The organism is Pseudomonas sp. LFM046 (assembly GCF_000949385.2).
In the GTDB taxonomy this organism is placed as follows: Bacteria; Pseudomonadota; Gammaproteobacteria; order Pseudomonadales; family Pseudomonadaceae; genus Metapseudomonas.
The window spans coordinates 1,034,746-1,048,337 of record NZ_JYKO02000001.1; the positions used below are offsets into that span (position 1 = coordinate 1,034,746).

Below are 13,592 nucleotides of genomic sequence, written 5' to 3' on the forward strand. Positions count from 1 at the left end.
TCACACGATCGCCAGCAGCGTGGCGACGAAGATGCTGGTTGCGGAGAAGGTCATGGCCCTTGAGGACCAGGTGTTGAACCAGCGGCTGAAGCTGGCAAGGTCACGGTTGAGCTTGGTGTTCTGGCGGGTCCAGGACTGCTGGTCGAGGCGGAAGAAGACGTAGATCTTCACCAGGGCTCCGACGATCTGGTTGTAATAGAGGATCAGCGGGTAGGCCGGTCCGATCCGGTGGCCGCTGACGCTCAGCAGCAGGGTCAGGACCAGGCGGGTGATGCCGATCCACAGCAGGTACACCAGCAGGTAGGCGATGCTGTACTTCAGGCTGGCGATGATGGCCACGGCCAGGCCCAGCAGGCAGGTCCACATGGAGGCACGCTGGTCGGCGAGCACCACGGTGGTGAACCAGCCGAGGCGGCGCGGACCCAGGGCGAGCGCCCGGGAGTTCTGCCGCAGATTGTTGCCGTACCAGCGGAACATCAGCTTGCGGCTGGCCTTGACGAAGCTCTTCTCCGGCGGGTGCTCGACCGTGTTGATCGCCGCATCCGGCACGTAGAAGGTGTCGTAGCCCAGGCGCATCAGGCTGTACCAGCTGGACTTGTCGTCGCCGGTGAGGAACTGGAACCGTCCGAGGCGCCAGTGATTGAGGTGATCGCTCTCGACGTCGGCGATGAAGTCGGGGTCGGTCACCACCTGGGCGCGGAACACCGACATGCGACCGGTCATGGTCAGCACGCGCTTGGACAGGGCCATGGAGCACATGTTGAGGTGGCGCTGGGCGAAGCGCAGCTTGTGCCACTCACTCATGATGTAGCTGCCGCGTACCTCGCAGAACTCGTTGGTGGTCAGGCCGCCCACGTTGGGGAAGAGCTTGAACCAGGGCACGGTCTTCTTCACCACGCCTTCGGCCAGCACGGTGTCGCCGTCGATGACCGCCACCACGGCGTTCGCATCCGGCAGTTGCCGGGAGATGGCGCGGAAGCCGTAGGCCAGGCCGTCGCGTTTGCCGGTGCCGGGAATGCGCACGAAGTCCAGCTTGACCCGCGACGGCGGTGCCAGCTTGGACCAGATGTTCTTCACCAGCAGCTCATCGGACAGCTCGACGATGGAGCAGACCACGGTGGTGGGGTAGCCGCAGTCGATGGCTTCCTGGATGACCGAGCGATAGACCATCGCGGTGGTCAGCGCCTCGATGCGGAAACTGGTCACCATCAGGAAGACGTGGGACGGGTCCGCCGCGCTGCCGAGCTTGGCCAGGCGCCGCTTGTACCAGGGGTAAACGATGTAGAGGAACAGCGTGCCGCGCAGGAAATGCAGGGCGCCCATGGAGTAGCGCCAGATGCCCACAACCCCGATCAGCAGCAGGAAATGCTTGGAGTCGGGATCGAACACGGATTTGGGCAGCGCCAGTGCCAGCAGCATCAGTGCGATGAGGTAGAACAGCCAGCCCGAGGCTTCGAGCAGGCCATGCTTGATCTTGTCCATAGGTCTCTCGTCCTGGGCTCTTTGCGAGTGCCCCCTTCCGCAAGGGAAGGGGGCAGTCCGCTTACCAGCAGATGCCCTCGGCGTTGCCGTGGGTGGCCTTGGGCATGAAGCCCACCAGGTCGATCACCTGCTTGCCGGCCGGCGCCCGCTGGGCCAGCGGGGCGAACAGTTCGTCACGGTTGCCCAGGACGATGATGTCGGCCTTGTCCACCACCGCGTCGAAGTTGCTGTCCAGCAGGGAGGACACGTGCGGGATCTTCGACTCGATGTAGTCCTTGTTGGCGCCGTGGACACGGGCGTACTCGACGTTGCGGTCGTAGATGCTCAGGTCGAAACCCTTGCCGATCAGCATCTCGGCCAGCTCCACCAGGGGGCTTTCGCGCAGGTCGTCGGTGCCGGCCTTGAACGACAGGCCGAGCAGGGCGACCTTGCGCTTGTCATGGCTGGCGATGATGTCGAAGGCGTTCTGCACCTGGGCGGCGTTGCTGCGCATCAGCGAGCCGATCAGCGGGGACTCCACGTCCAGGGAGGTGGCGCGGTAGTTCAGCGCGCGCACGTCCTTGGGCAGGCAGGAGCCGCCAAAGGCAAAGCCCGGGCGCATGTAGTACTTGGACAGGTTCAGCTTGTGGTCCTGGCAGACCACGTCCATCACCTCGCGGCCATCGACGCCGACGGCCTTGGCGATGTTGCCGATCTCGTTGGCGAAGGTGACCTTGGCCGCGTGCCAGACGTTGCAGGTGTACTTGATCATCTCGGCCACTTCGATGTCCTTGCGGATGATCGGAGCGTCCAGTTCGCGGTAGAGGGTTTCCAGCAGGTCGCCGGCGCTCTTGTCCAGTTCGCCGATGACGGTCATGGGCGGGAAGTCGTAGTCCTTGATCGCGGTGCTCTCGCGGAGGAACTCGGGGTTCACTGCAACGCCGAAGTCCACGCCGGCCTTCTTGCCGGAGCAGTCTTCGATGATCGGGATCACGACGTTCTTTACGGTGCCCGGCAGCACGGTGCTGCGCACGACCACGGTGTGGCGTTCGGTCTTGTCGCGCAGGGCGAAACCGATTTCACGGCATACGCCTTCGATGTAGTCCAGGGCCAGGTCGCCGTTCTTCTTGCTCGGGGTACCGACACAAATGAACGACACCTGGGTTTCCCTTACGGCGGCGCCGACATCGGTGGTGCCGCGCAGACGGCCAGACTTCACGCCCTGTTGCAGAAGTTCTTCAAGGCCAGGTTCGACAATGGGCGATTTGCCATTGTTGATCAGGTCGATCTTGGTCTGAGAGACGTCGACACCGACAACTTCATGACCGCGAGCAGAGAGGCAGCCGGCACACACTGCACCAACATAGCCCAAACCAAAGATGCTGATTTGCATCGTAATCACCTCGTCCATTCAGCACGCTGTTTAATTTGTGACGTTAATGTCACGTCCATTTGCACCGTTATGTCGCAACTGCAACTTTGCGATGCACAGGCATGAGTAATACCGGACGCCAAAGTTGGGGCGTCTGAACTGGGCATGCATAGGAATTTGCCCGGGTAGAGTCCTGAGCTGATCGCCGCTATGGCTCTGGCTCGTTGGTTTTGTCCAGTAGGTCGAGTTTGTTGCGCGTCTCCTTAATTAACTTCTTTGGTTTTCACCAGATAAAAACTACCCCTCGGTCAGGAACCGATAGTTATCAAGGCAGTTTGAAATCACACCAGCTTCAGGTGTGAGGAATAAAGGTCACGGGGGGTATGAGTGCTTGGCTTTTCGGATAGTTCCTACCGTTTGTCCCGGAATTTGCATATTGCAGATTTTTGACTATGTCGATCTCTGCGCTGGTGGCATGCTCAGAGTTTGGCGGGTTTGGAAAAGTTCCTCACAGTGCAATCTGCAAGTTTTGGATGATTGCATTTTGCAAGTTGGCCACTATCGGGAATGAAGTTTTGCAGGCGATATGATCTTGAAGTGATATTGAATATCGCGCTGGCAATTAAATGGCACGGAACGAACGTGCGAATTATCCGTGAGGTGGGCCGAGGTGCCCGTGCGGACGGGGGGTGGGCCTGCCAGGCGTAACCGCCAGGACCCTTTGCGAGGAGGGATTCAGATCGCGGGTCTGCGGGGTTGAGGCGTGGGTGCAGGGCTGGGGAAACGTCTGGCCCACAAACGAAAACCCCGCCAATCGGCGGGGTTCGTTTTTCTCACTCTTGCGGTTCGTCGCGCAGGAACACCAGGCTGTCCGGCTTCGAGTGCTCCACGGAGTAGCGGTAGCCCTGGTAGTTGAAGTCCTTCAGGCCTTCCGGGCTGGTGAGGCGCTCCTTGATCACATAACGGGCCATCAGGCCACGGGCTTTCTTGGCGTAGAAGCTGATGATCTTGTACTGGCCGTTCTTCAGGTCCTTGAACTCGGTGTCGATCACCCGGGCGTTCAGGGCCTTGCGCTTGACCGAGCTGAAGTACTCGTTGGAGGCGAGGTTGAGCAGGATGTCGTCGCCCTGGGCGGCCAGGGCTTCGTTCAGCCAGCCGCTGATGCGTTCGCCCCAGAAGGCGTAGAGGTCCTTGCCGCGGCTGTTGGCCAGCTTGGTGCCCATTTCCAGGCGATAGGGTTGCATCAGGTCCAGCGGGCGCAGCAGGCCGTAGAGGCCGGAGAGCATGCGCAGGTGCTGCTGGGCGAAGTCGAAGTCGGCTTCGCTGAAGTCTTCGGCATTGAGGCCGGTGTACACGTCGCCCTTGAAGGCCAGCAGCGCCTGCTTGGCATTGGCCGGGGTGAAATCCGGGTGCCAGCTGCCATAACGCGCGGCATTGAGGCCGGCCAGCTTGTCGGACAGGTGCATCAGCTCGGCGATCTGCGCGGGGCTGAGTTCGCGCAGTTGCTGGATCAGCTCCTGGGCGTGGTCGAGGAACTCAGGCTGGGTATGGCGCGGGGTGACCGGAGGGGTTTCGTAGTCCAGGGTCTTGGCGGGGGAAATCACCAACAGCATCGAATCGTCTCCTTCAGGAATGCGGCGATTCTAGGGATTTGCCGCCTTCGGCTCCACCTATCCCGCCGATAGGCACCGTCATCGCTCAAGCAGGCAATTCGTCGAGAACGGTCCGCCCGGCCAGACGGGGCGTCAACACCAAGGGACAAGGCGCAGCGATGCTTCAATGGCCTGCGCGACCGTTGAAGGCGTAAAAAAATGGACGGATTTTGGGGGAAGGGGACTTTCGACTTTAACGGGCGCCTGGCTGGTCGCCAAGGTCTTTCTGTCGAGCGAAAAAAAAGTTTCGAACCGAGAAAAAAGTTCTTTTTTCTGTCATCCCGAATGGAGTATTAACAAATCAGACCGCCGAACCCTGCAGACAGGTGGCGGCCATCGGCCCTCACCTTGTTGGCACCATCTCCAGACCCGGCATAACCCGGCAATGGGGAGGTCGGCGGCCCTCCGCGGCGGAGAGCCAGCCTGGCATTCCGTCGCTTGGCCCTATAAGAAGGTGACCGAGTATGGATGACCACGGACGCTCCCGCCCTACCGCTCCAACCTTGTACGCGCTCGACACCAACGTCCTGATTCACGATCCCAACGCGCTGCTGAATTTCCAGGAACACCACGTGGCCATCCCGATGACCGTGCTGGAAGAACTGGACAAGCTGAAGACCGGAAAACAGGGCGTTGCCGCTGAATGCAGGCAGGCCATCCGTAACATCGACAAGATCCTCAGTGGGGCCACCCCCGAGGAAGTGGAGCACGGTGTACCCATCCAGCGAGAGAAAAGCGGCCCCTGCGGCTTCCTCTCGATCCTCATGAGCAAGCGCGCAGCCCCCATCACCTGGCTGCCGGAAGACCTCAACGACAACAAGATCATCAACCAGTTGGTGGAACTGAAGAGCCGCAAGCCGGGCATGAACGTGGTGCTGGTCACCAAGGACATCAACATGCGCCTGAAGGCGCGTGCCTGTGGCATCGACTCGGAGGACTACCACACCGACCAGTTGGTGGACGATGTCGCCCTGCTGTCCAAGGGCTACCACGACATGTCGGGCTCGTTCTGGGACCGCGTGAGCAAGGTGGAGACCCGTCAGGACCACGGTCGTACCTGGCACAGGGTTCAGCTCACCGACAACCTGCCGGCGGTGCACGTCAACGAGTTCATCGTCGATGAGCAGGGTTTCGTCGGCTGGATCAAGGGCATCAAGGCCGACGAGCTGCTGATCCTCGACCTGCACCAGGAGCCTCTGCTGCACCAGGAAGCCTGGGGCCTGCGCCCGCGGGACGTGTACCAGTCGCTGGCGCTCTATGCGCTGCTGGACCCGGATATCCACCTGGTCAACCTCAGCGGCGCGGCGGGCTCGGGCAAGACCATCCTGGCGCTGGCCGCGGCCATCGAGCAAACCATGGTCAGCAAGCGTTACCGCCGCATCATCGCCACCCGCAGCGTACAGGGCCTGGACCAGGAAATCGGCTTCCTGCCCGGCACCGAGGCGGAGAAGATGGAGCCCTGGCTGGGGGCGATTACCGACAACCTCGAAGCCTTGCACATGGATGACGAGAACACCCACGGCAGCGTGGACTACATCCTCAGCAAGGTGCCGCTGCAGTTCAAATCCCTGAACTACATCCGCGGCCGCAGCTTCCAGCAGAGCCTGATCATCATCGACGAGTGCCAGAACCTGACGCCGCACCAGATGAAAACCATCATCACCCGTGCCGGCACCGGGTCCAAGGTGATCTGCCTGGGCAACCTGGCGCAGATCGACACCCCTTACCTCTCCGCGCCGAGCTCCGGCCTGACCTACCTGACCGAACGCTTCAAGGACTTCCCCCACGGCGTGCACATTACCCTCCAGGGTGTGCCGCGCTCCGTGCTGGCCGAGTTCGCCGAAGCCCATATGTAAGCCACTTCTCCCGCCGGGCGGCACCTGCCGCCCGGTGCGGGTTTCTGTATACAATCTGTCTCCTGTCCGAGGAGACTTGCAGTGCTTACCCATCTCGATTCCGAAGGTCGCGCCAACATGGTCGACGTCACCGACAAAGCGGTGACGGCCCGTGAGGCGACAGCCGAAGCCCGCGTGCGCATGCGCCCGGAAACCCTTGCCATGATCCAGTCCGGCGGCCACCCCAAGGGCGACGTCTTCGCCGTGGCACGCATTGCCGGTATCCAGGCGGCGAAGAAAACCTCTGACCTCATTCCCCTCTGCCATCCGCTGATGCTCACCAGCGTCAAGGTGGAGCTGGAGGCGGAAGGGGAGGACTGCGTGCGCATCCTCGCCCGCTGCAAGCTGGCCGGACAGACCGGGGTGGAAATGGAGGCGCTGACTGCCGCCAGCGTCGCCGCCCTGACGATCTACGACATGTGCAAGGCGGTTGACCGCGGCATGACCATCGAAAATGTCCGCCTGCTGGAAAAGCTGGGCGGCAAGAGCGGCCACTATCAGGCCGGGGAGTAAAGATGATTCGCGTGCAGTATTTCGCCCGTTACCGTGAAGCGCTCGGCATTGAAGGCGAGCAGCTCAGCTGGGACTCGGCGTTCGCGAAGCTGGATGACCTGCGTCGGCACCTGCTGGCCCGTGGCGGCGTGTGGGACGTGCTCGCCGAGCAGAACCTGATGTGCGCCCGCAACCAGGAGCTGTGCAGCCTGGACGAAACCCTCGCCGATGGCGACGAAGTCGCCTTCTTCCCGACCGTGACCGGAGGCTGAGATGGCCATTCGCGTGCAGGACACCGCCTTCGATCCCGGCCAGGAACTCAATGCGCTGCACGCGTCCAATGTGGGCATCGGTGCAGTGGTCGGCTTTGTCGGCTACGTGCGGGACTTCAACGACGGCAAGGACGTTGCGGGGATGTTCCTCGAGCACTATCCGGGCATGACCGAGAAGGCGCTGGAGAAGATCGCAGTGGAGGCCCGGGAGCGCTGGCCGCTACTCAATGTGGAAATCCTCCACCGCGTCGGCCGTCTGGAGCCGGGCGAGCCCATCGTCTTCGTCGGCACCGCCAGTGCCCATCGCCAGGCCGCTTTCGACGCCTGCAACTTCATCATGGACTTCCTCAAGACTCGCGCTCCTTTCTGGAAGAAGGAAGACACCCCGGAAGGCCCACGCTGGGTAGAAGGGCGCTGCAGCGACAAGGCGGCGGCCGAGCGCTGGAAATGAACCTGACACGGACTTCTTTTCTGTAGGGGCGAATTCATTCGCCAAGGGTTGCGCTGCAGCCCCATGGGAGCCTGAAGGGCGGACCTTCGGCCCGCTTGGCGAATGAATTCGCCCCTACAAGGTTCCGCATCCCGATAAAACAAGCCCGGCATTGCCGGGCTTTTTTCTGGGAGATTGACGATATGTACATTTAAGTCCAGTATGGACTCACAAGTACAAAACTAGCGGCGTCCATGATGATCCACAGCCAGCTATCCACAGCCCCTATCCCACGTCCGCCTGTCCTGGCGGTCTCTTCTTCTGCCTCGCAATCCATTTTCGAACCTGCTCGCCAAACCCCGTGGCGGGCCTCCATCCGTACTGCGGGAGTCGCACCATGAAGAAACTCGTTCTGCTGGGCAGCCTTGCCCTGAGCCTGCTGGCCTCCAGCGTTTTCGCCGCCGACAAGCCCCTGCGCATCGGCATCGAAGCCGCCTATCCGCCCTTCGCCTACAAGACGCCGGAAGGCCAGATCGCCGGTTTCGACTATGACATCGGCAACGCCATGTGCGAGGAGATGAAGGTCAAGTGCCAGTGGATCGAGCAGGAGTTCGACGGCCTGATTCCCTCGCTCAAGGTGAAGAAGGTGGATGCGGTCCTCTCGTCCATGACCATCACCGAAGAGCGCAAGAAGTCCGTGGATTTCACCGGCAAGTACTACTACAGCCCGGCCCGCCTGGTGATGAAGAAGGGCGCCCAGGTCGATCCCGAATTCAAGAGCCTGGTCGGCAAGACCATCGGCACCCAGCGTTCCACCACCACCGACCGTTTCGCCTCGGAAGTGCTGGAGCCCAAGGGCGTGAAGGTGGTGCGCTACAGCACCCAGAACGAAATCTACCTGGACGTGCTCTCCGGCCGCCTGGACGGCGTGCTGGCTGACGTATTCCCGCTCAACGAAGGCTTCCTGAAGACCGATAACGGCAAGGGCTACGAATTCGTCGGCCCGGTGCTGAATGATCCGAAGTACTTCGGCGAGGGCGCGGGTATCGCTGTTCGCAAGGGCGATAACGAGCTGCGGGAGAAGTTCAACAACGCCATCAAGACCCTGCGCGAGAACGGCAAGTACCAGCAGATCCAGGCCAAGTACTTCGATTTCGATATTTACGGCGAGTGAGTTTCGCCAGGGAGAAAAAGCCGCGCATCTGCGCGGCTTTTTCGTTGGAGGGGGAAGCCCGGTGGGCTGCTTGGCGAATGAATTCGCCCCTACAGGCCCGTGCAGAGCCATTCTCGGTACACGAACCGCCCCCTCTCCCTCTGGGAGAGGGCTGGGGTGAGGGTTGTATCCGGTCGGCTCGGTGCTTGGCCATTTCGCGAATGAATTCGCTCCTACATAGGCATCCCACGCACAAACAAAAAAGGAGCCCGAAGGCTCCTTTTTGATTTCACGACCAATCCTCAGTGCAGGATCTGCCCCAGGAACAGCTTGGTCCGCTCGTTCTGCGGGTTGTCGAAGAAGGCGTTGGGCTCGTTCTGTTCCACGATCTCGCCCTTGTCCATGAAGATCACCCGGTTCGCCACGGTGCGGGCGAAGCCCATCTCGTGGGTCACGCAGAGCATGGTCATGCCGTCGTGGGCCAGGCCGATCATGGTGTCGAGCACTTCCTTCACCATTTCCGGGTCGAGCGCCGAGGTGGGTTCGTCGAACAGCATGATCTTCGGCTTCATGCACAGCGCACGGGCGATGGCCACGCGCTGCTGCTGGCCGCCGGAGAGCTGGCCCGGGAACTTGTTGGCCTGCTCGGGAATGCGCACGCGCTCCAGGTAGTGCATGGCGATTTCCTCGGCCTGGCGCTTGGGCATCTTGCGGACCCACATGGGCGCCAGGGTGCAGTTCTGCAGCACGGTGAGGTGCGGGAACAGGTTGAAGTGCTGGAACACCATGCCCACTTCGCTGCGGATCGCCTCGATGTGCTTGAGGTCGCTGGTCAGCTCGGTGCCGTCAACGATGATGCGGCCCTGCTGGTGCTCCTCCAGGCGGTTGATGCAGCGGATGGTGGTGGACTTGCCGGAACCGGACGGGCCACAGAGCACGATGCGTTCGCCCTGCTGCACGTCCAGGTTGATGTCCTTCAGCACATGGAACTGGCCGTACCACTTGTTGACGCCCTGCAGACGGATGATCGGCTCGCCGGCGACTTTCTTGCTTGCTTCAGTCATGGGGTGACTCCTAACGCTTGTGGCCGGTGTCCAGCTTGCGCTCCAGGCTTATGGAGTAGCGGGACATGCCGAAACAGAAAATCCAGAACACCAGGGCGGCGAAGACATAGCCTTCGGTGGCCATGCCCAGCCAGGCCGGGTCGGTGGTGGCTTGCTTGATGCTGTTGAGCAGGTCGAACAGGCCGATGATGATCACCAGGCTGGTGTCCTTGAACAGCGCGATGAAGGTGTTGACGATGCCGGGGATCACCAGCTTCAGGGCTTGCGGCAGGATCACCAGGCCCATCATCCGCCAGTAGCCCAGGCCCATCGCGGCCGCGGCTTCGTATTGCCCCTTGGGGATGGCCTGCAGGCCGCCGCGCACCACCTCGGCGATGTAGGCCGACTGGAACAGGATCACGCCGATCAACGCCCGCAGCAGCTTGTCGAAGGACATGCCTTCAGGCAGGAACAGCGGCAGCATCACCGAGGACATGAACAGCACGGTGATCAGCGGAATACCCCGCCAGAACTCGATGAAGGTCACGCAGATGACCTTGATCGCCGGCATGTTCGAGCGCCGTCCAAGGGCCAGCAGGATGCCGAGCGGCAAGGCGCCGACGATGCCAACCGAGGCGATCACCAGGGTCAGCATCAGGCCGCCCCACTGGCTGGTGGCCACGCTGGACATGCCGAGGAAGCCGCCGTGCAGCAGCCAGTAGGCGAGGATCGGGTAGATCACCAGGAAGGCCAGGCCATACACCGCCTTGCGCTGGAAGCGCGGCACGAACAGCGGTGCGGCACCGATGATCGCCAGCCACACGGTCAGGTCCACCCGCCAGCGCAGCGCCTCGGGGTAGAAGCCGTACATGAACTGGAAGAAGCGAATCTTGACGAAGACCCAGCAGGCGCCGTCGCTGGTGCAGTCGGCGCGTGTCGTGCCGTTCCAGTCGGCCTGGACGAAGGCCCACTGGATCAGCGGCGGCAGCACCAGCCACACCAGGTAAGCCGCGAACAAGGTCAACAGCGTGTTGAACCAGTTGGAAAACAGGTTGGCGCGCAGCCAGCCGAGGACGCCGACGCTCATCCGGGGTGGCGGCTGGTCGGGCTTGAATACGTGTGTCGTCATGGCTCGTACCTCACCGCTCGATCAGCGCAATGCGCTTGTTGTACCAGTTCATCAGGATCGAAATGCTGATGCTGATGGCCAGATAGACGCTCATGGTGATGGAGATCACCTCGATGGCCTGGCCGGTCTGGTTCAGCACGGTACCGGCGAACAGCGAGACCATGTCCGGGTAGCCGATGCCGGCTGCCAGGGACGAGTTCTTGGTCAGGTTCAGGTACTGGCTGGTGAGCGGCGGGATGATCACGCGCAAGGCCTGCGGAATGATCACCAGGCGCAGGGTCTTGGCGGCGGGCAGGCCCAGGGAGCGCGCGGCCTCGGTCTGGCCGTGGCTGACCGCCTGGATGCCGGAACGCACGATTTCGGCGATGAAGGCCGCCGTGTACACCGTCAGTGCCAGGGTCAGGGCGATCAGTTCGGGGATCACCACCCAGCCGCCATGGAAGTTGAAGCCCTGCAGGACCGGAATGCTCCACTCGAACGGGCGGCCGAAGACCAGGGCGACCAGACCGGGAATTACCACCAGCAGCACGATGGCGCTGAGCAGGACTGGGAAGCGCTGGCCGGTGGCTTCACGCTTGGCCTTGGCCCAGCGGGCGACGGCGATGATCGCCAGCAGTGCCAGTACCAAGCTGACCAGAAAGGGCAGGAAGCCATCGGCGATGGTCGGTGCCGGCATGTACAGGCCGCGGTTGTTCAGGAAGAAGTGCTCGCCTATGGCCAGGCTCTGGCGCGGCCCCGGCATGGGCAGCATCACCGCGAAGTACCAGAAGAAGATCTGCAGCAACGGCGGGATGTTGCGGAAGGTCTCGATGTAGACCGTCGCCAGTTTGCGAATCATCCAGTTCGGCGACAACCGCGCCACGCCCAGGATGAACCCGAGGATGGTGGCGAAGAAGATGCCGATACCCGAGACCAGCAGGGTGTTCAGCAGACCGATGACGAAAACGCGGCCGTAGCTGTTGCTTTCGTTGTAGTCGATCAGGTGCTGGGAAATCCCGAAGCCGGCGCTCTGCTCGAGGAAGTCGAAGCCGGACAGGATGCCGCGTTGCTGCAGGTTGTGCTGGGTGTTCTGGAACAGGAACCAGCCCATCGCTACGACTGCGACGACGGCGAATATCTGAAATAGCCACGCGCGTGCCTTTGGATCGGTCCAGACCGAACCTTTCGGAGCACGCGGGGCGTTGGCAGGTTTTTGCATGACAGCCCTCTGGGAACCGCCGGCCGGCCGGATGGGGATACGGCGGCCAGGGCTCGCGTTGTACGGAACTCGAACCCGGCGGCCACGTCATGCGGCCGCCGGGAGACGGTCAGCGCACCGGCGGTGCGTACTGCAGACCGCCCTTGTTCCACAGGGCGTTGAGACCGCGCTCGATCTTCAGATCGCTACCGGCACCGATATTGCGATCGAAGATTTCACCGTAGTTGCCGACTTGCTTGACGATTTGCACCGCCCAGTCCTTCGGCAGCTTCAGGTCCTTGCCGAACTCGCCTTCACTGCCCAGCAGACGGGCAATGTCGGGGTTCTTGGTGGTCTTGGCTATTTCTTCGACGTTCTTCGAGTTCAGGCCCAGTTCTTCGGCGTTGATCATGGCGAACAGGGACCAGCGCACGATGTCGAACCACTCCTCGTCACCCTGGCGCACGGCCGGGCCGAGGGGCTCCTTGGAGATCACTTCCGGCAGCACCACGTACTCGTCCGGAGCGGCCAGCTTGATGCGCTGGGCATACAGCTGGGACTGGTCGGAGGTCAGCACGTCGCAACGACCGGACTCCAGCGACTTGGCGCTCTCGTCGGAGGTGTCGTAGGTGATGGGGGTGTACTTCAGGTTGTTGGCGCGGAAGTAGTCGGACAGGTTGAGCTCGGTGGTGGTGCCGGCCTGGATGCAGACGGTGGCGCCGTCGAGTTCCTTGGCGCTGGAAACGCCGAGCTTCTTGTTCACCAGGAAGCCTTGACCGTCGTAGTAGGTCACGCCGGTGAAGTTCAGGCCCATGGCGGCGTCGCGAGAGCTGGTCCAGGTGCTGTTGCGCGAGAGCACGTCCACTTCACCGGACTGCAGCGCGGTGAAACGTTCCTTGGCGGTCAGCGGGCTGTATTTGACTTTGCTGGCATCGCCGAACACGGCGGCGGCAACTGCGCGGCAGACGTCAACGTCGATGCCTTTGTAGTTGCCCTTGCCATCGGCATAGGAGAAGCCCGGGAGGCCGTCACTGATGCCGCATTGCACGTAGCCTTTCTTCTTCACCGCGTCCAGGGTGGCGCCCGCCTGCGCGAAACCGCTGACACCGAGAACGGTTGCCGCGGTCAGCACGGCCAGGGTGGATTTCACCATCTTCATCAAAACCTCCAGTTGCTTTTATTGGTGTTGGAGTCTCGATCCCACCGCCGTACCCTCGTGAGGCAGGTTCAACCTTTATGCACTGGAAAGGTCAACCGGGGTGTCGGACCTAAGGAAGGAGTCTAGTTGGCGCTGCTCCGCTCGCCACCAGACCTTTCCTCGCCCATTGGTTGAATGGGCTGGAGACGGATTGCGCTCACCCCTGCACCACGAATGACGCCAGGTGACCGCTTGCAAGGCAGCGGCCGAAACCGCTACCCAACCCGTTGCACGCCGGGCAAGTGTTACCGTGCCGCGGCTGTGGTTCAGTCTGCTGCTGTTTAGCAAAGGCCGTACCAGCTAGGTGCCAGTAGGACA

General features: G+C 61.9%; 12 protein-coding genes. 5 read left to right on the forward strand and 7 right to left on the reverse strand.

Going from position 1 to position 13,592, the window contains the following annotated elements; all coding sequences use genetic code 11:
• The 3 genes from alg8 to yaaA all read right to left on the reverse strand — a co-directional run bounded on the left by alg8 (nt 1) and on the right by yaaA (nt 4,446).
• Nucleotides 1-1,482 (reverse strand): mannuronan synthase, encoded by a 1,482-nt coding sequence (alg8, locus tag TQ98_RS04900; protein ID WP_044871901.1) that lies wholly within the window; start codon nt 1,480-1,482, stop codon nt 1-3.
• Nucleotides 1,483-1,543: 61 nt separating this feature from the next.
• A complete protein-coding gene (algD, locus tag TQ98_RS04905) occupies nt 1,544-2,854 on the reverse strand; it encodes a GDP-mannose 6-dehydrogenase (protein ID WP_044871900.1) in 1,311 nt (436 codons plus the stop codon).
• 812 nt (nt 2,855-3,666) lie between these two features.
• Nucleotides 3,667-4,446 carry a peroxide stress protein YaaA gene (gene yaaA / locus TQ98_RS04910; protein WP_044871899.1) on the reverse strand — a complete coding sequence of 260 codons (780 nt, stop codon included), beginning with the start codon at nt 4,444-4,446 and terminating at the stop codon, nt 3,667-3,669.
• A gap of 503 nt (nt 4,447-4,949) precedes the next feature.
• Between yaaA and TQ98_RS04915 the strand changes: the two genes are divergently transcribed.
• The 5 genes from TQ98_RS04915 (at nt 4,950) to TQ98_RS04935 (ending at nt 8,748) form a co-directional block, all read left to right on the forward strand.
• Nucleotides 4,950-6,341: a PhoH family protein gene (locus TQ98_RS04915; RefSeq protein WP_044871898.1), complete on the forward strand. Its 1,392-nt coding sequence runs from the start codon at nt 4,950-4,952 to the stop codon at nt 6,339-6,341.
• 81 nt (nt 6,342-6,422) lie between these two features.
• A complete protein-coding gene (gene moaC, locus TQ98_RS04920) occupies nt 6,423-6,893 on the forward strand; it encodes a cyclic pyranopterin monophosphate synthase MoaC (protein ID WP_044871897.1) in 471 nt (156 codons plus the stop codon).
• 2 nt (nt 6,894-6,895) lie between these two features.
• Nucleotides 6,896-7,144: a MoaD/ThiS family protein gene (locus TQ98_RS04925; protein WP_044871896.1), complete on the forward strand. Its 249-nt coding sequence runs from the start codon at nt 6,896-6,898 to the stop codon at nt 7,142-7,144.
• Nucleotide 7,145: 1 nt separating this feature from the next.
• Nucleotides 7,146-7,595: a molybdopterin synthase catalytic subunit MoaE gene (moaE, locus tag TQ98_RS04930; RefSeq protein WP_044871895.1), complete on the forward strand. Its 450-nt coding sequence runs from the start codon at nt 7,146-7,148 to the stop codon at nt 7,593-7,595.
• A 376-nt stretch (nt 7,596-7,971) separates the two neighbouring features.
• Nucleotides 7,972-8,748 (forward strand): ABC transporter substrate-binding protein, encoded by a 777-nt coding sequence (locus tag TQ98_RS04935; protein ID WP_044871894.1) that lies wholly within the window; start codon nt 7,972-7,974, stop codon nt 8,746-8,748.
• A gap of 281 nt (nt 8,749-9,029) precedes the next feature.
• Here TQ98_RS04935 and TQ98_RS04940 read toward each other — a convergent pair whose 3' ends face one another.
• From TQ98_RS04940 to TQ98_RS04955, 4 genes are all read right to left on the reverse strand, one after another.
• Nucleotides 9,030-9,791, reverse strand: a complete 762-nt coding sequence (locus tag TQ98_RS04940) for an amino acid ABC transporter ATP-binding protein (RefSeq protein WP_103102884.1) — start codon at nt 9,789-9,791, stop codon at nt 9,030-9,032.
• 10 nt (nt 9,792-9,801) lie between these two features.
• The gene (locus TQ98_RS04945; RefSeq protein ID WP_044871891.1) at nt 9,802-10,899 is read right to left on the reverse strand and encodes an amino acid ABC transporter permease; all 1,098 of its coding nucleotides are present in this window, start codon (nt 10,897-10,899) and stop codon (nt 9,802-9,804) included.
• A gap of 10 nt (nt 10,900-10,909) precedes the next feature.
• The gene (locus tag TQ98_RS04950) at nt 10,910-12,097 is read right to left on the reverse strand and encodes an amino acid ABC transporter permease (RefSeq protein WP_044871890.1); all 1,188 of its coding nucleotides are present in this window, start codon (nt 12,095-12,097) and stop codon (nt 10,910-10,912) included.
• 109 nt (nt 12,098-12,206) lie between these two features.
• Nucleotides 12,207-13,235, reverse strand: a complete 1,029-nt coding sequence (locus tag TQ98_RS04955; RefSeq protein ID WP_044871889.1) for an amino acid ABC transporter substrate-binding protein — start codon at nt 13,233-13,235, stop codon at nt 12,207-12,209.
• Nucleotides 13,236-13,592: the final 357 nt, after the last annotated feature.